Source organism: Antarctobacter sp., from assembly GCF_048262615.1.
In the GTDB taxonomy this organism is placed as follows: Bacteria; Pseudomonadota; Alphaproteobacteria; order Rhodobacterales; family Rhodobacteraceae; genus Antarctobacter.
The window spans coordinates 210,047-231,106 of sequence record NZ_JBLXFB010000004.1 but is presented as its reverse complement, the minus strand read 5'-3'; the positions used below and the strand labels follow the sequence as shown (position 1 = coordinate 231,106).

The 21,060-nt window shown below is 63.6% G+C and carries 20 protein-coding genes; 10 read left to right on the top strand and 10 right to left on the bottom strand.

Features of this window, described 5'->3' with window-relative positions:
• Positions 1–39 precede the first annotated feature (39 nt).
• Both folE2 and metZ read right to left on the bottom strand, forming a co-directional pair.
• Positions 40–1,140: a GTP cyclohydrolase FolE2 gene (folE2, locus tag ACN0S5_RS06565; protein ID WP_417207145.1), complete on the bottom strand. Its 1,101-nt coding sequence runs from the start codon at positions 1,138–1,140 to the stop codon at positions 40–42.
• A 127-nt stretch (positions 1,141–1,267) separates the two neighbouring features.
• Complete coding sequence (gene metZ / locus ACN0S5_RS06560; RefSeq protein ID WP_417207142.1) at positions 1,268–2,461, bottom strand: O-succinylhomoserine sulfhydrylase; 1,194 nt, start codon at positions 2,459–2,461, stop codon at positions 1,268–1,270.
• 248 nt (positions 2,462–2,709) lie between these two features.
• Here metZ and ACN0S5_RS06555 point away from each other — a divergent pair, with 248 nt between their 5' ends.
• Together ACN0S5_RS06555 and ACN0S5_RS06550 are read left to right on the top strand one after the other, a co-directional pair.
• Positions 2,710–3,636: an alpha/beta hydrolase gene (locus tag ACN0S5_RS06555; protein ID WP_417207139.1), complete on the top strand. Its 927-nt coding sequence runs from the start codon at positions 2,710–2,712 to the stop codon at positions 3,634–3,636.
• 122 nt (positions 3,637–3,758) lie between these two features.
• On the top strand, positions 3,759–5,636 hold the full coding sequence (locus ACN0S5_RS06550; RefSeq protein ID WP_417207137.1) for a cation:proton antiporter: 1,878 nt from the start codon (positions 3,759–3,761) through the stop codon (positions 5,634–5,636).
• Positions 5,637–5,727: 91 nt separating this feature from the next.
• On the opposite strand, the gene ACN0S5_RS06545 is transcribed toward ACN0S5_RS06550, so the two are convergent.
• From ACN0S5_RS06545 to ACN0S5_RS06525, 5 genes are all read right to left on the bottom strand, one after another.
• Positions 5,728–6,234: a CarD family transcriptional regulator gene (locus tag ACN0S5_RS06545; protein ID WP_417207135.1), complete on the bottom strand. Its 507-nt coding sequence runs from the start codon at positions 6,232–6,234 to the stop codon at positions 5,728–5,730.
• Between the two features lie 274 nt (positions 6,235–6,508).
• Entirely contained in the window at positions 6,509–6,847 is a 339-nt protein-coding gene (gene fdxA / locus ACN0S5_RS06540) for a ferredoxin FdxA (protein ID WP_417207134.1), read from the bottom strand.
• A gap of 55 nt (positions 6,848–6,902) precedes the next feature.
• Positions 6,903–7,283 carry an RNA-binding S4 domain-containing protein gene (locus ACN0S5_RS06535; protein ID WP_417207133.1) on the bottom strand — a complete coding sequence of 127 codons (381 nt, stop codon included), beginning with the start codon at positions 7,281–7,283 and terminating at the stop codon, positions 6,903–6,905.
• Complete coding sequence (locus ACN0S5_RS06530; RefSeq protein ID WP_417207131.1) at positions 7,284–10,265, bottom strand: helicase-related protein; 2,982 nt, start codon at positions 10,263–10,265, stop codon at positions 7,284–7,286. It abuts the gene before it with no gap.
• A 57-nt stretch (positions 10,266–10,322) separates the two neighbouring features.
• Positions 10,323–10,874 (bottom strand): tetratricopeptide repeat protein, encoded by a 552-nt coding sequence (locus ACN0S5_RS06525; RefSeq protein ID WP_417207130.1) that lies wholly within the window; start codon positions 10,872–10,874, stop codon positions 10,323–10,325.
• A gap of 88 nt (positions 10,875–10,962) precedes the next feature.
• Here ACN0S5_RS06525 and ACN0S5_RS06520 point away from each other — a divergent pair, with 88 nt between their 5' ends.
• Both ACN0S5_RS06520 and ACN0S5_RS06515 read left to right on the top strand, forming a co-directional pair.
• Positions 10,963–11,253 carry an SCP2 sterol-binding domain-containing protein gene (locus tag ACN0S5_RS06520; RefSeq protein WP_323771167.1) on the top strand — a complete coding sequence of 97 codons (291 nt, stop codon included), beginning with the start codon at positions 10,963–10,965 and terminating at the stop codon, positions 11,251–11,253.
• Complete coding sequence (locus ACN0S5_RS06515) at positions 11,253–12,215, top strand: alpha/beta fold hydrolase (protein ID WP_417207128.1); 963 nt, start codon at positions 11,253–11,255, stop codon at positions 12,213–12,215. The genes ACN0S5_RS06520 and ACN0S5_RS06515 overlap by 1 nt, the downstream gene beginning before the upstream one ends.
• A gap of 19 nt (positions 12,216–12,234) precedes the next feature.
• On the opposite strand, the gene ACN0S5_RS06510 is transcribed toward ACN0S5_RS06515, so the two are convergent.
• Positions 12,235–13,005, bottom strand: a complete 771-nt coding sequence (locus tag ACN0S5_RS06510) for an HpcH/HpaI aldolase family protein (protein WP_417207126.1) — start codon at positions 13,003–13,005, stop codon at positions 12,235–12,237.
• Between the two features lie 99 nt (positions 13,006–13,104).
• Between ACN0S5_RS06510 and ACN0S5_RS06505 the strand changes: the two genes are divergently transcribed.
• The 3 genes from ACN0S5_RS06505 (at position 13,105) to ACN0S5_RS06495 (ending at position 16,654) form a co-directional block, all read left to right on the top strand.
• Positions 13,105–14,100 (top strand): ligase-associated DNA damage response exonuclease, encoded by a 996-nt coding sequence (locus ACN0S5_RS06505; protein ID WP_417207124.1) that lies wholly within the window; start codon positions 13,105–13,107, stop codon positions 14,098–14,100.
• Positions 14,097–15,689 (top strand): ATP-dependent DNA ligase, encoded by a 1,593-nt coding sequence (locus ACN0S5_RS06500; RefSeq protein ID WP_417207122.1) that lies wholly within the window; start codon positions 14,097–14,099, stop codon positions 15,687–15,689. Before ACN0S5_RS06505 ends, ACN0S5_RS06500 begins: the two co-directional genes overlap by 4 nt.
• Before the next feature lie 98 nt (positions 15,690–15,787).
• The gene (locus ACN0S5_RS06495) at positions 15,788–16,654 is read left to right on the top strand and encodes a hypothetical protein (RefSeq protein ID WP_417207119.1); all 867 of its coding nucleotides are present in this window, start codon (positions 15,788–15,790) and stop codon (positions 16,652–16,654) included.
• A 74-nt stretch (positions 16,655–16,728) separates the two neighbouring features.
• Here the strand turns inward: ACN0S5_RS06495 and ACN0S5_RS06490 are convergent, their stop codons facing one another.
• Positions 16,729–17,703: a hypothetical protein gene (locus ACN0S5_RS06490; protein ID WP_417207117.1), complete on the bottom strand. Its 975-nt coding sequence runs from the start codon at positions 17,701–17,703 to the stop codon at positions 16,729–16,731.
• A gap of 173 nt (positions 17,704–17,876) precedes the next feature.
• On the opposite strand from ACN0S5_RS06490, the gene ACN0S5_RS06485 reads away from it, so the two are divergent.
• The 3 genes from ACN0S5_RS06485 (at position 17,877) to ACN0S5_RS06475 (ending at position 20,612) form a co-directional block, all read left to right on the top strand.
• On the top strand, positions 17,877–19,697 hold the full coding sequence (locus ACN0S5_RS06485) for a M3 family oligoendopeptidase (RefSeq protein ID WP_417207115.1): 1,821 nt from the start codon (positions 17,877–17,879) through the stop codon (positions 19,695–19,697).
• Positions 19,698–19,848: 151 nt separating this feature from the next.
• Entirely contained in the window at positions 19,849–20,139 is a 291-nt protein-coding gene (locus ACN0S5_RS06480) for a hypothetical protein (protein WP_417207114.1), read from the top strand.
• Between the two features lie 89 nt (positions 20,140–20,228).
• The gene (locus ACN0S5_RS06475; RefSeq protein ID WP_417207112.1) at positions 20,229–20,612 is read left to right on the top strand and encodes a hypothetical protein; all 384 of its coding nucleotides are present in this window, start codon (positions 20,229–20,231) and stop codon (positions 20,610–20,612) included.
• Between the two features lie 5 nt (positions 20,613–20,617).
• On the opposite strand, the gene ACN0S5_RS06470 is transcribed toward ACN0S5_RS06475, so the two are convergent.
• A complete protein-coding gene (locus ACN0S5_RS06470; RefSeq protein WP_417207111.1) occupies positions 20,618–20,911 on the bottom strand; it encodes a PAN domain-containing protein in 294 nt (97 codons plus the stop codon).
• Between the last annotated feature and the right edge of the window lie 149 nt (positions 20,912–21,060).

Here is a 21,060-nt window from a genome sequence, read left to right as displayed (position 1 = left end):
AAAGCGGCGGCACCCGGTTTGCGGGTGCCGCGCAATGCATCATCCGACGTGGAAGAGTGTCGAGAACAGCTTGGGGTCGAGGCTGTCGGCGGCAAAAAGCGCTCCCTCCGTGAGGACAGAGACCGCATCGTGACTGTGCAGGCTTTCCTGATGGCTGGCCACGACGCGATAGTCGCCGACCCGCGGGTCCGCCTGCAATTGTTCCGCGAACAGCCGCGCCGCATCCTCGACAAAGATCGGATTGGCTGCATTGAGTTCCGCAAAGGCCTGTTCATCCTCACGTTTGACCATGACCTGCGTTTCGGTCGGCACGGCGCGGCGGCACATGTCGACCAGATCCTCAAACCACAGGCAGTCGCCGTCACGCAGTTCGACAGAGATCCGCGCCACGGAACGCTGCGAATGCGGCGTGGCCAGCTGACCACGCGTGCGGCGGGCATGTTCGCTCAACTCCAGCGAACAGGGACAGGTCGACGAATAGACATAGTCGAGGTGCATGACCTTGCGGCGCACCCCGTCGCGTTCGACCAGTTCCAGCGCGATATCGTAATACTGATAACCCGACAGGCCCGACCGCAGGCTTTCCACCTTCATCGGAAAGGAAAAGCGCATGTTGATGCGGGCATCAAAGCTGTCGAGGTCGGCCTTGTAATCGTCCAGCGCCGCCTCGATCACCTCAAAGCTGAAGGTCTTTTCCGAATGGACATAAAACGACCGCATGATGCGGCTCATGTTGATGCCCTTTTTGTCGGCCTCAAGGCTGACCGTCCCCGTTACCGAGGTTTCCAGCCGCAGATCGCCGTTGTCACGGGTGTGATACTGGATCGGCAGGCGAAAGTTCGAGATTCCCACATGCTGGATCGCCCGGTTCGCCCCGCGGATCAGCGAGGATGGGCCATTTTGCAGGTCCGGCAGCGACGCCTTGTAGGCGGAGTCGACGCGGAAATCCGCGGGATAGCTGTTCGACAGCGCCGGGTAGCTGTCCGGAGCGGCGTCGGGCGCAAGCCGTGCAACCACCGGGTCGAGCGCCGCGATCTCAGTGTCCTGAGCCTTTGACGCCCAACGCCGAAGGAGGGCGAGCGCCTCTGCCGCCTCCTCCTTGCTGGGTTTCCGGTCAATGTCCGGTGTGTGGATGTTCATGTCAGGTCCACCCCTTTCGCGCATGTCCTACAACCAGAGACCTAAGAACTGTTTACCGCAATTCCAATCTCATCAACTTATACGTCATTAAGATTGGACTGGATCACTCAGAGGCGGCACACCGGGATCAGACCGCGTCCAGTGCCCGCAGCACATCGTTCACAAGGTCCTGCGGATCCTCGATCCCGACCGAAAGCCGGATCATCCCGTCGCCGATCCCCAGCGCGGCCCGTTGATCGGGCTTCAACCGCTGATGCGTGGTGGTCGCCGGATGTGTGGCGATGGATTTTGCATCGCCGAGGTTGTTCGAGATGATCACGATTTGCAGCGCGTTGAGCAGACGAAAGGCTGCCTCCTTGCCGCCCGTGACCTCAAAGGACACCAGCGTACCGCCCGCCCCCAGTTGACGCTCCGCCAGCGCACGCTGCGGGTGGCTGGCATGGCCCGGATAGATCATCCGCGCCACCTTGGGGTGGCCGGTCAGCGCCTCGGCCAGCGCCACCGCGCCCTCAGTCTGGGCGCGCACCCGCAGGCCGACCGTTTCCAGCCCTTTGAGCATGACCCAAGCGTTGAACGGGCTCATCGAGCCGCCGGTGTGCTTCATGTACGGTTCGACAACGCCCCGGATGTGCGCGCGCGTCCCCAGGATCACACCACCCAGGCAACGGCCCTGCCCATCCACGTGTTTGGTCGTGGAATAGACAACCAGATCAGCGCCTTGCGCGATGGCCTTTGAGTAGACAGGCGTCGAAAAGACGTTGTCGACAATCACCGTCGCGCCGACCCTGTGCGCCAGAGTCGCCACTGCCTCGATGTCGACAAGTTCCAGCGTCGGGTTGGACATGCTCTCGAAGAAGACCGCCTTGGTGTCGGGGCGCAGCGCCGCCTCCCACTGCGCCAGATCGGCACCGTCGACAAAGGTCACATCGACCCCGAAGCGGGTCAGCACCTCTTCGACGATATACAGGCAGGACCCGAACAGGGCGCGAGCCGAAACCACATGGTCCCCCGCCTTCAGCATCGAGGTCAGCGCGCCACTGACCGCCGCCATGCCAGAGGCACAGGCAAAGCCGTCCTCCGCCCCTTCGAGCAGCGCCATACGCTCTTCGAACATGGCCACCGTGGGGTTGCCGTAGCGGGCATAGATAAACTCGTCCTCACCCGCCTTGAGAAAGCGCGCCTCTGCGGCCTCGGCCGTGTCATAGACAAAGCCCTGCGTCAGAAAGATCGCTTCGCTGACCTCCCCCCACTGGCTGCGTTTGGTGCCGCCATGTACGAGTTTGGTCGCCTTGCCAACTGATTGGCCGTTATCGATTGTCATGGGTTCTCTCCCAACAAAAAAGCCCCGATCGCGGTCAAGCGAAAGGAGCCTTCCGTCTGACCTCTTTAGCGGAATTTGAAAGGTCGACGCCCTCCGTGGCCCGCAATCCGGTAAACAAATCGCCACTGCGCTTGGCATAGAGCCGTTAAAAACACATTGCAAGTGCGTCACGCCAATGTAACCGGACCTTCACGATTTCGTCGCAGCCTTGGCTTAGCTCCTCGCACAAGATGTAGTGGGACGTTGCAATGCCAATGCTATGCGTCACCGTGACGGATTCCGACCCTCGCCTGCATGGCGACGGCCTGCCTTTACAGCCTGCGCTTGCCGCCGCCCTTGCGGCGGACACAGGGCCGGTCACGATCATGGTGCACGGATACAAATACCTGCCCGGACATCCTGTGCATTGCCCCCATGGATCGCTGCTGTCGCCGGAACCGCGCAACACCGGCCGGAAGATCGTTAGCTGGCCAGAGCGGCTGGGCCTGCACGGGCAGCACGGACAGGGTCTGGCGATTTCCTTTGGCTGGAAGGCGCGCGGCTCGATCTGGGCGGCGCACCGGCAGGCCAAGGCGGCGGGTCAGGCGCTGGCCACGCTGGTGCGCGACATCCGCCGATATGCGCCCTCCCGCCGCATCAATGTGATTGCCCATTCGCTGGGGGCGCGGGTTGCCCTGACGGCGGTGCGCGCTGGCGCGCCCGGCGCGATTTCTTGCGCGGTCCTGTTGGCGGCGGCAGAATACGGTGCCGCTGCCTGCGGTACACTGGACAGCGATGCCGGACGGCGGACCGAGGTTTTGAACGTCACCAGCCGCGAAAACGATCTCTACGATTTTGTGCTGGAATGGCTGGTTCCCCCGCAGCAGCGCGGCGACCGGATGCTGGGCCATGGCGGCCTGCGTCACCCGCGCATGGTCACCCTGCAACTGGACGACGCCCAAAGCCTTGCCGCCCTGCGCCGCGCGGGCTTTCCGATTGCCGCGCCGGAGCGTCTGATCTGCCATTGGTCGCCCTACCTGCGCGATGGCGTTTTCCCGCTGTATCGCGCGGTTCTGACCGGCGAGATGCCGCTGGACCGGCTGCGCGCCCTGCTGCCCGCGCAGTGCGCCCCTCGCTGGTCACGCCTGCGCCCGCGCCTGCCCCGACCGCAGATCCCGATGCTGCCCGCCGAGTAAGCGGCCGCTGGCCGAGCGCGGTCGGTTCGCGTTGATTTGAGTCACACGCGAAATGTCACCTGTTGCCTCTGCGGCACTCTAGGGCACAATATGGTGTATGGGCGCAATCAGTGGGGTGGAGTGTGGATTCCTTTCTCTTTCAGGCTTCTGTCTTTCTGCTTGCGGCGGTGATCGCGGTGCCTCTGGCCGCGCGGCTGGGGCTGGGATCGGTACTGGGCTACCTGTTGGCGGGGCTTGCGATCGGGCCGGGTCTGGGCCTTGTCGTCGATACGGCGGACATCCAGCACTACGCGGAGTTCGGCGTGGTCATGATGTTGTTCCTGATCGGGCTGGAGCTGGAACCCCGCGCGCTGTGGGACATGCGGCACCGCCTGATCGGGCTGGGCGGATTGCAGATTCTGCTGACGACCACCGCGATCCTTGCCGGGGCCATGGCGCTGGGTCTGAACTGGCAGACGGCGCTGGCCGTGGGCCTTGCACTTGCGCTGTCTTCTACCGCTATCGTGTTGCAAACGCTCAATGAAAAGAAACTGACGCAGACCAACGGCGGACGCTCTGCCTTTTCGGTGTTGCTGACGCAGGACATTGCGGTGATCCCCATGCTGGTGATCTTTCCGCTGCTGTCGGTGGCAGTTTTTGTCAGCCCCGCGCAATTCCTGAACAAGGTCGACGGCCACGCCGCCGACGAGGCGCACCATGCCAGCCTGTCGCTGGTCGAGGGGTTGCCCGGCTGGGGCGCGGCCCTTGTGACGCTGGGTGTGATCGCGGCGATCATCCTTGCCGGCATCTATGGCGCGCGGCCGCTGTTTCGCTATATCCACGCTGCCCGTCTGCCAGAGATGTTCACCGCCGTGGCGCTGCTGATCGTCATCGGCATCGCCTTTCTGATGATGCTGGTGGGCCTGTCCCCCGCCTTGGGCACCTTTCTCGCCGGTGTGGTGCTGGCCAACTCCGAGTTCCGGCATGAGCTGGAATCGGATGTGGAACCGTTCAAGGGGCTGCTTCTGGGCCTGTTCTTTATCACTGTCGGGGCCGGGATCGACGTCGGAGCACTGTTTGCCGAGCCGCTGACCATTCTGGGGCTGGCGCTGGCGGTGATCCTGATCAAGGGCGCGGTGCTATACGGACTGGGGCGCGGCTTTGGCCTGCGCAAGCGCGGGCTCTGGCTGTTTACGCTGGGTCTGGCTCAGGCGGGCGAATTCGGCTTTGTGCTAATCTCCTTTGGCCGCCAGCAAAACGTCTTTCCCGATGTGCTGGGCGACCGGCTTTTGCTGGTGATCGCCATGACCATGTTGATCACACCGCTGATGTTCCTGCTGTTCGACTATCTCAACAAGGGCTTCAGCAAGGTTGTCGACGACACCACCGAGGACACGATTGACGAGGAAGGTCCGGTCATCATCGCCGGGATCGGGCGGTTCGGACAGATCGTCAATCGTCTGGTGCGGTCGGCGGGCCACCGGACCGTGGTGCTGGACCATGACATCAAGACGATCCAGCTGATGCGGCGATTCGGGGTCAAGGGGTTCTTTGGTGATCCGACCCGACCGGAACTGCTGCATGCGGCGGGGATCGAAAGCGCGCGTGTTCTGGTGGCCGCGCTGGACGACCCCAAGGCCACGACCAAGCTGGTGGCCTATGCCCGCCGCATCCGTCCCGACCTGCATATTGTCGCCCGCGCCCGCGACCGGACGCATGTCTACGCGCTGTATCAGGCTGGGGCCAACGACATCGTGCGCGAAATGTTCGATTCCAGCCTGCGCGCCGGGCGCTACGTGCTGGAAAACGTCGGCATGACAGAGTTCGAGGCGGCCATCGCCGAAGAGACCTTTTACCACCACGACCGCAAGACCATTCAGGAACTGGCGGAATTGTGGGACCCTTCGGTGCCGCAGGCCGAGAACGCGGCCTATGTGGCGCGCTCCAAGGAGTTGGAGCGCGAGTTGGAGACGGAACTTTATACCGCCCTCACCGCGCGCGGAAAGCAGGACGCGGCCTGACCCTAGGCCGGAACAGGCGTTCAGGCGTACAGGCACAAAAAAAACCGCGCCCCCGTAGGGACGCGGTTCAGTGCGTTTAGATCTGCGGCAATTACGCGGCGCGCAGGCTCAAAACATCGTCCACCTGTTTCGCGGCGGCTGTCTCATCCCCCGAAACGGCGGCCACTTCGCGGGTCAGACGCTCCAGCGCGGCCTCGTACAGCTGACGCTCCGAATAGCTCTGCTCACGCTGATCGTCGGCGCGGTGCAGGTCGCGCACGACCTCTGCAATCGCGATCAGATCGCCCGAGTTGATCTTTTGCTCATACTCCTGAGCGCGGCGCGACCACATGGCGCGCTTAACCTTGGCCTTGCCACGCAGCGTTTTCATCGCCTCGTCCACCACATCGGGCGAGGACAGGGACCGCATACCAACTTCGGTGGCCTTGTGCGTCGGGACGCGCAGGGTCATCTTGTCCTTTTCGAAAGAAATCACAAAGAGTTCGAGGTTGATCCCGGCGATCTCTTGCTTTTCGATCGACACGATCTGGCCGACGCCATGCGCCGGATAGACAACGTAATCATTCGGACGAAAGTCAGCTTTTTTGGTCTTGGTCATGTAAGTCAGTCCTCGCAACTCAGCAGTTGACAGGCGACAAGAAAGACGACCGGGGACCGCAGGATTCCCGTTCATCTCATGTCATACAGTCTGGTTATGCCTCGAAAGGCCGATGGGCTTTGCGCCACGCACGTGCATTACTCATGTGAAACATATGTATAGCACAGAATGCGACCGCATCCTAGCGCCGTCGCAAATCGTCAGAAACGCCCACAAGAACAGCCACTTGAGGAACCAACCTCATGCGGCGGCGCAGCAGGTGCCCCGAATCAATTCAGCCGCCTTCGCCCGGTGCCTCGGAAAAGTACTTGTCGAGCTTACCGGTCTCACCGTCGCGATCCTCTGCCTCTGGCAGCGGATCTTTCTTGGTGATGATCACAGGCCACATTTCAGCATACTTGCGGTTGAATTCAACCCATTTCTCCATGTCCGGCTCGGTGTCCGGCCGGATCGCGTCCGCAGGGCATTCCGGCTCGCAGACGCCACAGTCGATGCATTCGTCGGGGTGGATCACCAGCGCGTTCTCACCCTCATAGAAACAATCCACCGGACATACCTCGACGCAATCCGTGTATTTGCAGGCGATGCAGTTGTCGGTGACGACGTAGGTCATGAGGCTCTCGTTCCTGGCGGCGTAAGTTTGGCTCTAGCTAATCCAGCAACGGCCATCATTCAAGCGCCGAAGGGCGCGACTTGTCGTACTGGCGGCGGTCCTTCTTGGTCGGACGTCCGCCGCCGTCATAGCGCGGGGTGTCCGGTTGCCGTTCTTTCGGGACCGGGGGCGACAGATCCTCGTACAGCGCCTGCGCCTCGGGGGCCGGGCCGCGCCGCTCGCCCAATGCGATGACTCGGATCACCCGCACATCGCGGGCCTGCGGAAAGGTCAGCACGTCGCCGGGGGACACCATGTAGGCGGGTTTGGCCACCGGCACGCTGTTCACGCGGCAATGCCCGCCCTGCACCGCCTTGGCCGACAGCGAGCGCGTTTTGAAGAAACGCGCATGCCACAGCCATTTGTCGAGGCGGATCTTGAGGGCGGGGTCAGCCAATCACGTCTTGTCCTTCAGCCCCATAAGCGCCGCCGCAAAGGGGTTGTCCGGGTCGATGGGCTTTTCCTTGCGGGGCGGGCGCGCCTCAAAGCTCTTGCCGCCCTCGTGCTTGGGCGGTCTGCCCTTGCCCTTAGGTTTGCCGCCTTTGCCGCGCGGCCGGTCGCCGCCTTCGCCACCCTTGTTGCCACGCTGCGGACGCCCGCCGCGATCCCCCTTGGGGGCCTCGCCGCCGCGGGCCTCGCGCCGGGGTTTGTTGCCGCCCGCGCCGCGCCGCTGGGTGTTGCCGCGATTGCCGCCCCATGTGAAGGCATAGAATACCTCCAGCTCTGGCCCGGCCAGCGCCTCGTCCGGGGCTGTCCCCGGCAGGATTTCCTCTTCGGGGGTGTCGGGCACCGGGGTTTCGGTCACGGGCTCTGCCGGTTCGGCAGAAATGGGCGCCTCTCCCTGATCTTCCAGTCTGGCCACCGGCTCGGCCACATCCGCAGGGGCCGGTGTCTCAGCCGCATCAGGTGTCACGCCTGTCGGTTCCTCGGCGGCGGCATCCATCACCGGTGTGTCATCCGCAGGCGCACCGGCCTCTGTCGCCACAACCGCATCCACCGGTTTCACCTTGGCGCGTTCGCCCTTTTCGGCGCGATAGCCCAGCCCCTGCATCAGGTCGGCGAACTGCTCCAGCGTCATGCCGGTGATCGACAGCATGTCGGGCTTGGCCTCGAACCCGCCGCGGCTGTCTTCGGCGCGCAGCATGTCGGCCAGACGTTCCAGCATGTCGATCCGGATCGCGCGCGCGCCCGCCTTGCGGTAGCCCGCCAGCGAATAGTGCTGCGCGGGAACCTCATCGATATTGGGCACGGTCACCAGACCCGGCGGCGGCGCCTCGGGGAATTCGTCCAGCCCATTGGCCAGCGACCACAGCACCAGCCGCAGCCGGGTCGGCGCGGGCTTCAGCAGCAGCGGCATGAAAATCGTGTATTGCCCGAAGCGCACGCCATGTTTGCGCAGCGCACCGCGCGCGTCCTGATCCAGCGCCTTGACGTCATCGGCGATCTGGGCGCGCGGAATCACGCCCATCGCCTCGACCAGTTGAAAGGCAAAGCCGCGCGACAGCCCGGTCAGCGTCTCGTCGTCGCGCATCTTCAGCAGCGGCTCGAACAGCGCGGCGATCTTGCGGTCCATGAAATGCTGCAAGCGACGCTCGACCTTGCCAGCCACATCCGGCCCGGCTTCTTCGTCGACAAAGGCCACCACGCGGGGTTTCAGCGCATCGTCGCCCTTGGCAAGTTTACCGACCGCCTGGTTGCCCCACATCAGGCCGCCCTGCTCGGTAAAGTCGATCTCGGTGTCCGGTGCATTGTAGAACCGGTCCGCGCGCAGATGGAAATGCGGCGTCAACGCTTGCAGGCTTGCCTGCCGCAGCGTCTTGGCCTCTTGCCCGGTTGCCTCTTTGTCCTGACGGAACCGGAACCCTTCGAGCCGTCCGACGAGATGGCCCTCGACGGTGACTTCGCCTTGATCGTTTACTTCGGCCAAGAGGGCCTCCTTCTGTTTCAACCGCCGCAACAGCACAGAGGTGCGGCGGTCTACAAATCTTTGCGTCAGACGCTCGTGCAGGGCATCCGACAGGGCGTCTTCTACAGCGCGAGTCCGCCCGCGCCAATGGTCTTCATCCCCAACCCAGCCTTTGCGCTGAGCGACATATGTCCATGTGCGGATATACGCCAGCCGTTTCGACAATGTGTCAATGTCGCCATCGGTCCGGTCGATCCGATTGACCTGCCGGGCCATGAAATCATCGGGAACGCCGCCTCGCTGGTGCAGATGCCCGAAGATAACGCTTAACAGGCCCGCATGTTCCGCCGGAGAGATTCCGCGAAAATCAGGGATTCGGCAGACATCCCACAGCAACTGCACCGACACCGCGTCAGAGGCCCGCGCCCGCACCTCTGCCTCGCTGGCCAAGGCGCGCAAGGCGCGCAGGTCGTCGGATTCGCGGGTCTTGGTCAGGGTATCGTGGTCCGGGCTGACATCCAGACTGGCCTCCAGCGCGTCGATGGACCCAAACCGCAGAGCCGCAGACCGCCATTGCAGCTTTTTCAGCGGGGTAAAGCTGTGGTTGCAGATCGCCTCGGCCCAGTCGTCGGGAAGCTGCCCGGCATCGCCGGTGACGCCAAAGGTGCCATCCGACATGCCCCGCCCCGCGCGCCCGGCAATCTGCGCCAACTCGTTCGGCTGCAAGGCGCGCATCCGCCGACCGTCGAATTTGGTCAGCGAGGAAAAGGCGACATGGTTGATGTCCAGATTCAGGCCCATGCCGATGGCATCGGTCGCCACGAGGTAATCGACCTCGCGGTTCTGATACAGTTCCACCTGCGCGTTGCGCGTGCGCGGGCTCAGCGCGCCCATGACCACCGCAGCCCCGCCCTTCTGGCGTTTCAGCAATTCCGCGATGGCATAGACGTTATCGACCGAAAAGCCGACAATCGCGGTGCGCGCGGGCAGTCGGCTGATCTTTTTCGATCCGGTATAGACAAGCTGGCTCATCCGTTCGCGGCGGACGTATTCCACCCCCGGCACCAGCGCCGAGATCGGGCCGCGCATGGTGTCGGCCCCCAGAAACAGCGTTTCATGGGTGCCGCGCATCCGCAGCAGGCGGTCGGTAAAGACATGGCCGCGCTCTGGGTCGGCGCACAGCTGGATTTCGTCGATGGCAACAAAATCGGTGCCCATGCCCTCTGGCATCGCTTCGACAGTGCAGACCCAGTACTGGGCGCGCGGCGGCACGATACGTTCCTCGCCGGTGACCAGCGCCACCACGGACGGGCCGCGAATGGTCACGATCTTGTCATAGACCTCGCGCGCCAGCAGGCGCAGCGGCAGGCCGATGATGCCGCTGCGATAGCCAAGCATGCGCTCGATGGCGTAATGGGTCTTGCCTGTGTTGGTCGGGCCCAGAACGGCCGCGATCCGCGATCTCTGGGCCATGGGGCCGCCTATATTTCGGGCGTCGCGCCCCAGCCAGAGCCGCGCCCGTCCGCCTCGTCAGAGTGTGATGCCGATGGCCTCACGTTCGAGCCGTTCCATCGCCTTTTCAACGTTGGGATCATGCGGCCTGAGTTCAAGTACCTTCTCGTAGGCGCGATAGGCAAGGCCGGTTTTGCCGACCCTCTCGTTGATCGCTCCGACCCCGCGCAAGGCCGCGAAATGGTTGGGGTTCAGCGCCAGAACATGTTCCAGCGCATCCATCGCCGGGCCAAACCGCTCTGCCTCGAAATAGGCCAGCGCCAGCCCGTGCCAGCCTTCGGCGAAATCCGGCGCATGGTCGGTCAGGGCGTGGAAATGTTCGATCGCGGCGGCGGTATTCTTGACGTCCAGCGCATCCCGTCCGCGTTTCAACAGCAAGTCCATGCTGGCCGAACCGGACTTTGACCACTCTGAGATGATCTGATTCTCAAGCCGTTGCGCGGCCACCTCCGTCTCGGCCTGCAACAGTTCCTGAAGCAACGCCTGCGCCCTGTCCTGTGCCCGCCCAAGGGAAGGTAGGGAAATCATGACTAGGGCGCAAAATGCCGCGAGGATACGTTTGTATTCCATAATTGCCGTCCTCATAACTTGGGTTGAGTGTAGCGCCTGTGCGCCGGTTTTCCAGCGCACGTTTATGAGAGAAAGCCGAGGAGCAAAAATGAGCGACACTGTTAACGCGGCCGTAACCGCCCTGAATGAAAAAATGGGCGGTAGCGGGTTCGACGGCACCGCGAAAATGACCATCGAAGATGAAGGCAGCCTGATCATTGATGAAAACGGTGCCCATGCCGGTGATGAAGAGGCCGATGTCACCATGACAGCCAGCGCAGAAACCTTTGAGGCTATCGTCAGCGGCGACCTCGACCCAACCTCGGCCTTTATGTCGGGCAAACTGGCCATCGACGGCGACATGTCCGCCGCCATGCGCCTTGCACAGGTTCTGGCCTGATGAACGCCTCTCCCGCGCCATTCCATGCCGACCTCGCTGAGGGTCCGGCCGACTCCCGCGCCTGGTGGATGACCACCTCGGACGGGTTGCGCGTGCGCATCGCGCATTACGCCAGTCAGGGGGCGCGGGGCACGGTGCTGATGTTTCCCGGACGCACCGAATACGTCGAAAAATACGGTCGTGTGGCCCGTGTCCTGTCGGACGCGGGCTATCACACGCTGGCCATAGACTGGCGCGGTCAGGGGCTTGCCGACCGGATGCTGGACGAACGCCGCACCGGCCATGTCGGCGTGTTTGAGGACTACCAGCGCGATGTTGCCGCGATGACCCGGCTGGCGGATGATCTGGGCCTGCCGGGGCAGCGCCATCTGATCGCCCATTCCATGGGCGGCTGCATCGGCTTACGCGCGATTTATGACGGGCTCGATGTGGCCTCTTGCGTCTTTACCGGGCCGATGTGGGGCATCCGCATCGCCGATCCGGTGCGCCCCGCCGCATGGGCGATCTCGCGCATGTCGAAAACCGTCGGATTGGGGCACCTCTTTGCCCCCGGAACCGGCGTGGACAGCTATGTCGCCTCCAACGCCTTTGCCGAAAACCTGCTGACCACCGACCCCGAAAGCTGGGACTACATGCGCCGTCAGGTGCTGGCGATCCCGGAACTGCAACTGGGCGGGCCGTCCCTGCACTGGCTGCATGAGGCGCTGGCCGAAACGCGGCGCCTGACCCGTCTGCCCTCGCCGCAGCAACCCTGCATCTGCTATTGCGGCACCAATGAGCGCATCGTCGATATCGACCGGATTCGCTCTCGTATGGCGCGTTGGCGCAACGGGCGGCTGGACATGGTCGACCGGGGGGAACACGAAATCCTGATGGAAGGATCGCTGATCCGTGAACGTGTCCTGACCGAAATCGTCGCCCACTTTGACAACGCCGGTGACCAGACGGCGCTGCGGGCCTGACCCGCAGCATCCCCGCGGGTCAATCGCCGATATCGTGAACCAAACGCGCCGCCTCTGCCGCGCCCTGTCGCAGCCATGTGTGTTCCGACGCGATGCAAAAGATGTTGACGCCATAGGCTGTCGCCCAGTCCTGCGCCGCTGCCCCGGTGCCGACAAAGCTGGCATAGCCCTTTCCCGCCGCCCGGCAGGCCGCGCCCACGCGGGTCAGGGCCTCTTTCACCTCGGCATTGTCGGTATTGCTGTGGCCATAGCCCACCGACAGGTCCGCCGGGCCCAGAAACAGCCCGTCCACCCCCTCGACCGCCGCGATGTCCTCGCAGACCTCTACCGCCGCCGGTTCCTCGATCTGGGCCAGCACCACCGTTTCCTCCCGGCTTTGCACCAGCAACTCGGGCATGGTGCGGGTGGCATAGCCCGCCCAGCGCGTTGATCCGGCATAGCCGCGCCCGCCAAGGCCAAAGCGCGCCGCTCGGGCCACCGCCTGCGCCTGTTCCACCGTCTCGACATGGGGGACGACAACGCCCACCGCGCCATAGTCCAGCGCTTGCAGGATTTCGCGCGGGCTGGCGTCGCCGACCCGCACCATCATCGGGAAATCCAGCGCCCGCGCCACCGCCACGCAGGCGTCCAGCGCCGCCCGGTCAAACGGCGCGTGTTCCGCATCCAGACAGACAAAATCCAGCCCCGACTGCGCCAGCACCTCGATCACCGGGATCGAGGGCGTCTTGACGAATGTCCCCGCCAGCGGCGCGCCGCTCAGTACCTGTTTTCTGAAATCCGCAAAACCCATGCCACCCTCCTGTTTGCGGGGCACCCTTGCGCAAGCATCTGCCGGGACGCAAGGGCACCCTTGCTGGCCTGCGCGAAAAAACCGCCTATCCTCAGCTTCATGTCAAAGCGCGTTCTCACCTTTACCGACCGGGGCATCTATTGCCCCGCAGGCGATTTTTACATCGACCCATGGCGTCCGGTGGACCGCGCGCTGATCACTCACGGCCACGCAGACCACGCCCGTCCGGGCCACCGGGCCTATCTGGCCACCACCGGCGCGCTGCCGGTCATCCGTCACCGTCTGGGTGAGATCAACGCCGAGGAGATCGCCTATGGCGCGGCGCGCATGATCGGCGGCGCGCGGGTGTCCTTTCACCCCGCAGGCCACCTGCCCGGCTCCGCCCAGATCCGGGTCGAGGTCGGCGGGCAGGTCTGGGTGGCCTCCGGCGACTACAAGACCGCCGCCGACGGGCTGTCCGAACCGTTTGAGCCGGTGCCCTGCCACGCCTTCATCACCGAATGCACCTTTGGGCTGCCGGTCTTTACATGGCCGTCGCAGGACACGGTCGCGGCCCAGATCAACACATGGTGGGCGGACAACGCCGCACAGGGCCGCGCGTCGCTATTGGGGGCCTATTCGCTGGGCAAGGCACAGCGCCTGCTGTCGCTGCTGGAACCGCAAGGCCCGATCCTGACCCACGGCGCGGTCGAGGCCACCAATGCCATCCTGCGCGCGCAGGGCTACCCGCTGCCCGCCACCATCCCCGTCACGCCCGACACAGAGGTCAAGGCGCACAAGGGCGCGCTGGTCCTTGCGCCGCCCTCGGCGTTCGGCAGCGCATGGGCGCGCCGCTTTGGCCCTGCCGCCACCGGGTTTGCCTCTGGCTGGATGCGCCTGCGCGGCATCCGCCGTCGCCGGGCGATGGACCGTGGCTTTGTCATCTCGGATCACGCCGACTGGCCCGGACTGCATCAGGCGATCAAGGCCACCGGGGCGGAAAAGATATATGTAACGCATGGTTACACGGACATCTTCTCACGCTGGTTAAAGACCCAAGGCTATGATGCCGAAATTGTCCCGACAGAATTCGGCGGCGAGGAAGAGCCGTCATGAAACGCTTTGCCGCCCTCTTTGCCGCCATCGACCAGACCACCAAAACCAGTGTAAAAACAAAGGCTATGGCCGATTACTTCAGCCATGCGCCCGACAGCGACAAACTCTGGTGCATCGCGTTGTTTTCAGGCCGCCGCCCGAAACGCGCCGTCACCACCACCGACTTGCGCACATGGGCGGCAGAGCGCGCGGGCATCCCGCTCTGGCTGCTGGAAGAATCCTATCCCATCGTCGGCGATCTGGCCGAAACCCTTGCCCTGATCCTGCCGCCGCCCACGCAGACCTCAGACCACAGTCTGAGCCACTGGATCGACGTTCTGCGCGCCCTGCACGACGTCCCTCTGGAGAACCGCAAACCCCGCATCCTTGACGCATGGGACCGTCTGGATACCACCGAACGGTTCCTGTTCAACAAACTCATCACCGGCGGCTTCCGCATCGGCGTCAGCCGCAAGCTGATGACCCGCGCGCTGGCGCAGGCCACCGGACAGCCAGAGGCCACCCTTGCGCACAAGCTGATGGGCGGATGGACGCCCGAGACCACCAGCTACCACGCGCTGATCGAGGCCGAAGACCCCGCCGCCGATCAAAGCCGCCCTTACCCGTTTTATCTGGCCCACCAGCTTGACGGTGCGCCCGACGCGCTGGGGGATCCCGCCGACTGGCAAGCGGAATGGAAATGGGACGGCATCCGTGGGCAGGTGATCCTGCGCGACACCGCCTACCACGTCTGGTCACGGGGCGAAGAGTTGATGACCGACCGTTTCCCCGAATTTGCCCGCGCGGTCGATTTCCTGCCACCGGGCACCGTTCTGGACGGTGAGATTGTCGCCTGGGACGGCTCGCAACCGCTGCCCTTCAACACGCTGCAACCGCGCATCGGGCGCAAGACCGTGCCGAAAAAACTGCTGCGCGAGGCGCCGGTGATCCTGCTGGCCTACGACCTTCTGGAACACAATGGGCGTGACCTGCGCGATGCGCCGTTGGCGCAGCGCCGCGCCACACTGGACGCCCTGCTGGCCGACCTGCCAGAGGATGCCCCCATCCGCCCCTCGCCCATCGTGCCCTTTTATACATGGGCCAGTCTTGCCGACACCCGCGCCAAGGCCCGCGACATGCGCGCCGAAGGGCTAATGCTGAAACGCACATCCAGCCCCTACCTGTCAGGCCGCAAGAAAGGCGACTGGTGGAAATGGAAGCTGGACCCGCTGACCGTCGACGCGGTCATGATCTACGCCCAGCAAGGCCACGGCCGCCGCGCCACCCTGTTCACCGATTTCACCTTTGCCGTCTGGCAGGGCAACGATCTGGTGCCCTTCACCAAGGCCTATTCCGGCCTGACCGACAAGGAATTCGAACAGATCACCCGCTGGGTCCGCAAGAACACGCTGCAACGGTTTGGCCCGGTGCGGCAGGTCCGCCCCGAACATGTGTTCGAGATCGCCTTTGAGGGCATCCACGAAAGCCCCCGGCACAAGTCCGGCCTTGCGCTGCGCTTTCCCCGCATGGCCCGCTGGCGGCAGGACAAATCTGCCCAGGACGCCAACACGCTGGACGATCTGCGTGCGCTGCTTGCCGCCTACGGCTGAAACATTCCGCGATTATCGCAGGGTCCGGTATTGCGGACTGGCAGCGGCTGGATCTAAGTGGCTAACCTTGGCGCAATTAAATCAAGGCATTGCTTCTCATGGTCCGTTCCGCGCTTCTTACGCTTGGTCTTCTCTGGCCCGCCGCCCTGTCGGCCCAATCCGTCAGCTTTGAGGGCACGCTTGCTCTTGGGACAACGGACATTGCCGGTGGATCGGGCATCGGTGTCATCGACGCCACCGCGACCATTCCGCTGACCCGGCGCTATCCGCTGACATTTGAGCTGGGGGCCTATCTCTTTGGCCTCGACGGCAAGCGCCCGCATGAAACCTATGGCGCCTTTGTCTGGGATGACACATGGCGCGTGGGCGTCGTGCGCCCGGCCTTCGATCAGGTGCTGCCGTCGGTCTTTGCCCGTGCCGCGCCCTATCTGGCGTATGAGCGCGCCGAATACACCCGCGCCCATGCCACAGTCGAGGCGATGCGCCGCACGGCGGTGCCTTGGGGCATATCGTGGCAACAATCCTTCGGGCAGACCGACGTCGCTGTCTCTTTGCACGACGCGAACAAGGGCAATTTCCGCTCTGCCTCCATCGCTCTGACCTATCACGGGGCAGGCTGGCAACTGGCCGCTGCGGTGGAAACCGTGACCGAGGATGATTTCACCCATGAGGGGATCAACGCCAAACTGGGCGCGCGTTTCGACATGGGGCAGATGGATGTGGGCATCACCTACCTGCACCCGGATGCCAACGACACACCCGATGCGCTGGCGCTGGACGTTGTCTTTCCGGTGTCTTCGCGGGTCGACATGCTGGCCTTTGGAGAGATCACCGACAAGGGCAAGGACGACGCCTATGGCCTTGCGCTGGATTACAAGGTCCGGGGCGATTCCAGCGTCTTGTTCGCCGTCACCGATGGTGCGCGCGACAGCGCCGTGCACCTGACGCTGGAACGGCGCTTCTGACAGGCGTCGCCCCCCGGCCCGCTGCGGGACATAGGGGCGACGGTATTGGCGTGAGGCCAGACGGTCGCCCCGCGTCAGTCGCAGGAGGCTTCGAACCCGATCATGCCTTCGCCGATCCCGGTCACCTGCAAGGTGCAGGATTTGTCACCGGACTCCACGCCAAGGCGGCTGTCCGCCGAGACCTGCTGGGTCTGGACACCGTTCACCGCTATGCGCGCCGTCCGGGCGTCGCTGTCCACGCTGGACACAAAAACCCGCACCGCCCCGTCCGCAAGGCTGACCGCATGTCCCGGCGCCACGCCATCGTCCGGCGCTGTCAGCGCCGGAGGCGGCGGCAGCACCCCGCAGTCGGACCCCAGCGTGACACCCTGACCGTTCAGAGCCTCGACCGTGACCGTACAGTCGGACCGGCCCATCGACACCTTGGTCGAACCACCGGCCCCCAAGGTCACAAGCCCGCCATTGACCGACAACCGCACCGCGCCGCCTGACGGATCAATGCGCGAGACAAAGGCCCGCACCGCGCCTTCCGCAAACAGCGCCGTGTCGCCAACCCCCAGTGCCCCCGCCAGCATGGTGTCGTTGTCGGACGCGGATTTGGCGGGGGCCGCTGGCCCCGCATCGTCCGTCCCCGCCATTGCGGTTACTGCCGCGCGCGCGTTTTTCTCGATGCCTGCGGACAGATCGGCCAGAGTGGCCTTGAGGGTCTCGGCCTGCGCGGCCGAAGATTTCGCGATCTCGTTGCCCAGCGCGGTGCTCAGGCTGTCCAGCTTGGCGGTCATCTCCTTGGACAGGCCCGCCGTAACCGCCGTCAAGTCGGGCGCATTCTCCGCCAGACCGGCCTCCAGTGCATCCAGACGCTTTTGCAGGGCGGCAAGCTGCTCTTCATGGGACTTGGCTGCCTTTTGCGCCACTTCCTGCGCCGGAACCACCGTATCACCCAGAACCTTGCGCAGATCCTCGGAACTGTCGGACCCGCTGAACGCGACCCCGGCCAGCGCCCCGACCACAAGGCCACCCGCCCCGTAAAGTATTGAGGTATTTGACATGCTGAAATCTCCTCCCTGAATTGGATAATCGCATCTTCCCTGTCGGAAGCTTAACGAGAGTCCCGCGCCAACCCGAAACCTTTTCTGCGTCAAGACCTCCAAAATTATTGTGTGCCGGTTGCCTTCGCGCACGGTCGCCCCCTATGTGAAGGGCAATGACAAGAGAGGGCCGCATGCGCACGTTCGCCAAAAAACCGCTTTTCGATGCCAACCCCAGCGCCGGGGGCAAGGATCTGGGCGATCTGCCCGAATGGGACCTGACCGATCTTTACCCCTCGCCCGACGCGCCGGAACTGAAGCGCGACCTCGACTGGCTGGAGGACGCCTGCCGCAGCTTTGCCGACGACTATGAGGGCAAGCTGGACACGCTGGACGCCGACGCCTTTCTGACGCTGGTGCTGCGCAACGAAAAGATCTCGGCGGTTGCAGGACGCATCATGTCCTTCGCCGGTCTGCGCTATTACCAGCTGACCACCGACGCCGAGCGCGCCAAGTTCCTGTCCGACTGTCAGGAAAAGATCACCAACTACACCACCCCGCTGGTGTTTTTCTCGCTTGAGGCGAACCGCCTTGGCGACGATCACTATGAGACGCTCTTTGCCGCCAACGCCGACCTGAACCGCTACAAACGCGCCTTTGACCGGATGCGCGCGATGAAGCCCTATCAACTGTCCGATGAGCTGGAAAAGTTCCTGCACGATCTGGGCGTTGTGGGCGACGCGTGGGAACGGCTGTTCGATGAAACCATCGCCGGGCTGACCTTTGAGGTCGACGGCGAGGATCTGAACATCGAGGGCACGCTGAACCTGCTCACCGATCAGGACCGCAGCAAACGTGAAGCCGCCGCCGTTGAGCTGGCCCGCGTCTTTGCCGACAACGTCAAGACCTTCGCCCGCGTCCACAACACGCAAACCAAGGAAAAAGAAGTGCTGGACCGTTGGCGCGGGATGCCCACCGCCCAGACCGGCCGCCACCTGTCCAACGATGTCGAACCCGAGGTGGTCGAGGCGCTGCGCAACGCCGTTGTCGCCGCCTATCCGCGCCTTTCGCACCGCTACTATGAGCTGAAGCGCAAGTGGCTGGGTCTGGACGTGATGCAGGTCTGGGACCGCAACGCGCCGCTGCCATTGGAAACCGACCGCGTTGTCGGCTGGGACGAGGCGCGCGAGATGGTGATGAGCGCCTACACCGCGTTCGATCCCCGCATGGGCGAGATCGCGACACCGTTCTTTGACAAGGGCTGGATCGACGCGGGCGTGAAACCGGGCAAGGCGCCGGGGGCTTTTGCCCATCCCACCGTCACCGACGTCCACCCCTACGTGATGCTGAACTACCTTGGCAAACCGCGCGACGTGATGACCCTTGCGCATGAACTGGGCCACGGCGTGCATCAGGTGCTGGCCGCCGATCAGGGCGAAATGCTGTCGTCCACGCCCCTGACGCTGGCCGAAACCGCCAGCGTGTTCGGCGAGATGCTGACCTTCCAGAAGATGCTGGAGAACGCCAAAAGCGACAAGGAACGCAAGGTCCTGCTGGCGGGCAAGGTCGAGGACATGATCAACACGGTTGTGCGCCAGATCGCCTTTTACGACTTCGAGTGCAAACTGCACGCTGCGCGGCGCGGCGGCGAACTGACCCCGGACGACATCAACGCCCTGTGGATGTCGGTGCAGGCCGAAAGCCTTGGCGAGGCGTTCGAGTTCATGGACGGCTATGAGACCTTCTGGTGCTACATCCCGCACTTCGTCCACTCACCCTTTTATGTCTACGCCTATGCCTTTGGCGACGGATTGGTGAACGCGCTTTATGCCGCCTATCAGGAACAGCCCGAGGGCTTTCAGGACAAATATTTCGACATGCTCAAGGCGGGCGGATCGAAGCATCACAAGGACTTGCTGGCCCCGTTCGGACTGGACGCCAGCGACCCCAAATTCTGGGACAAGGGCCTGTCGATGATCGAGGGCTTTATCGAGGAACTCGAAGCGATGGAATAACCCCCCGGCCCCTGCGCGGTCACCGCGCAGGGGCCGATTTTGCCATGATACGCGTCCAGCCGGGGAAGCCGTCGTGGATATTCCCCGTTCCGTTACGGAAGCGGTTGATAGGATCAAGCCATTCCAACACCAATTCGGAAAGGTATTTTAGATGTCCTGCAAACTTTTGCTGTCCGCATCCCTCGTTTCGATTTTTGTCGCCGCCAGCGCCCAGGCGGATGACTTTGAGAAATGTTCCATCACGCCTGTCGATCAGGTCGGATTCATCGACACCTTCACCACAGCGGATGAATGTGTCGCCGCCTGCAAGACCACAGAGGGCTGCGACAGCTGGACCTTCCGTCCGCACAGCTTTGATGCCTCGATGCCCGGTCAGTGCAAGCTGATCAAAGGCGTGTTCAGCCGCGAAGAGTCCGCCAAGGTCTTTTGCGGCGAGATGTGATCGCCCCTGCCGGTCGCCGGTTGTCCGGTGACCGGCTGCCGTGACCGGGGGAAACCCCATGCCTTTTTGGTCTCTGACAGGAGCCCCGTATGAGATCGTTACGCCTTTTGGCACTGTCCGCTTTTCTGGGCCTGACCGCCCTGCCCGGTTTCGCTCAGGACAGCTATCCCGCCGCTGGTTCACAAATCGAACTGGAAGGCACCAAATGGATCGTCGCAGGCGCGGGCACCATGGCGATGGACTACACCGCCACCGGCGAAAGTCTGGCCGTCTACATCAACGAACCCCATGGCTGGACCGCCGTGATGACCCTTGTGCCCGATGCCGGTCAGACGGTCGCGCTGGACCCCGCCGCGCCGATGCTCTGGATCGACGGCGCGGAATACAAGCCGTTCGCCGGCAACGGCTACCTGTTGAAGACAGGCAAGGGCAAACCCTTCATGTTGCTGGAATACGACCGCGCCGCCAACTGATCCGCTCAGCCGCCCAAACGGCCGCAAAAGTCGCGCGCGTGATCTTCGCGCGTGCCTTCGTCCGGCAGAAGGCGGCATTCCCCCGGCGCGGTCTTGGGGTTGAAATTATGCGGCGTATAGGACCAGGCCACACAGCCCTCTGTTTGTTCACAAAACGCCAGACAGGCCTCCGGTCCGACCAGTTCATAACTGTACTCGATCACGCTGCCGGTGGGGTACAGCTTGCAGCCGTCTTCGGCGGCGGCGGACACGGCAGACAAGCCCATGCCAAAGCAGATGGTCAAGAAAATCGGACGCATCAGAAAAGTCCTATCCAAAGGGGATCCTAAAGGTTCAATGCCCGCTCAGGATGCGCCAAAAAACACCGGGGTCAAGCTGTGCGGTCCGCAACACCGCTGTGGATTCACCCTTTTCCAGTCCTGCGCGCAGGCTTTGGCAGGCAGTCGCC

What these genes read in the sequence shown, in the direction of transcription:
- ACN0S5_RS06520 (WP_323771167.1), top strand. Translation starts at nt 10,963, where the DNA reads ATGAGCGACACTGTTAACGCGGCCGTAACCGCCCTGAATGAAAAAATG.
- ACN0S5_RS06485 (WP_417207115.1), top strand. Translation starts at nt 17,877, where the DNA reads ATGCGCACGTTCGCCAAAAAACCGCTTTTCGATGCCAACCCCAGCGCC.
- ACN0S5_RS06500 (WP_417207122.1), top strand. Translation starts at nt 14,097, where the DNA reads ATGAAACGCTTTGCCGCCCTCTTTGCCGCCATCGACCAGACCACCAAA.
- metZ (WP_417207142.1), bottom strand. Translation starts at nt 2,461, where the DNA reads ATGACAATCGATAACGGCCAATCAGTTGGCAAGGCGACCAAACTCGTA.
- ACN0S5_RS06525 (WP_417207130.1), bottom strand. Translation starts at nt 10,874, where the DNA reads ATGGAATACAAACGTATCCTCGCGGCATTTTGCGCCCTAGTCATGATT.
- ACN0S5_RS06510 (WP_417207126.1), bottom strand. Translation starts at nt 13,005, where the DNA reads ATGGGTTTTGCGGATTTCAGAAAACAGGTACTGAGCGGCGCGCCGCTG.
- ACN0S5_RS06555 (WP_417207139.1), top strand. Translation starts at nt 2,710, where the DNA reads ATGCCAATGCTATGCGTCACCGTGACGGATTCCGACCCTCGCCTGCAT.
- ACN0S5_RS06495 (WP_417207119.1), top strand. Translation starts at nt 15,788, where the DNA reads ATGGTCCGTTCCGCGCTTCTTACGCTTGGTCTTCTCTGGCCCGCCGCC.
- ACN0S5_RS06530 (WP_417207131.1), bottom strand. Translation starts at nt 10,265, where the DNA reads ATGGCCCAGAGATCGCGGATCGCGGCCGTTCTGGGCCCGACCAACACA.
- ACN0S5_RS06480 (WP_417207114.1), top strand. Translation starts at nt 19,849, where the DNA reads ATGTCCTGCAAACTTTTGCTGTCCGCATCCCTCGTTTCGATTTTTGTC.
- ACN0S5_RS06515 (WP_417207128.1), top strand. Translation starts at nt 11,253, where the DNA reads ATGAACGCCTCTCCCGCGCCATTCCATGCCGACCTCGCTGAGGGTCCG.
- fdxA (WP_417207134.1), bottom strand. Translation starts at nt 6,847, where the DNA reads ATGACCTACGTCGTCACCGACAACTGCATCGCCTGCAAATACACGGAT.
- folE2 (WP_417207145.1), bottom strand. Translation starts at nt 1,140, where the DNA reads ATGAACATCCACACACCGGACATTGACCGGAAACCCAGCAAGGAGGAG.
- ACN0S5_RS06475 (WP_417207112.1), top strand. Translation starts at nt 20,229, where the DNA reads ATGAGATCGTTACGCCTTTTGGCACTGTCCGCTTTTCTGGGCCTGACC.
- ACN0S5_RS06490 (WP_417207117.1), bottom strand. Translation starts at nt 17,703, where the DNA reads ATGTCAAATACCTCAATACTTTACGGGGCGGGTGGCCTTGTGGTCGGG.
- ACN0S5_RS06505 (WP_417207124.1), top strand. Translation starts at nt 13,105, where the DNA reads ATGTCAAAGCGCGTTCTCACCTTTACCGACCGGGGCATCTATTGCCCC.
- ACN0S5_RS06470 (WP_417207111.1), bottom strand. Translation starts at nt 20,911, where the DNA reads ATGCGTCCGATTTTCTTGACCATCTGCTTTGGCATGGGCTTGTCTGCC.
- ACN0S5_RS06545 (WP_417207135.1), bottom strand. Translation starts at nt 6,234, where the DNA reads ATGACCAAGACCAAAAAAGCTGACTTTCGTCCGAATGATTACGTTGTC.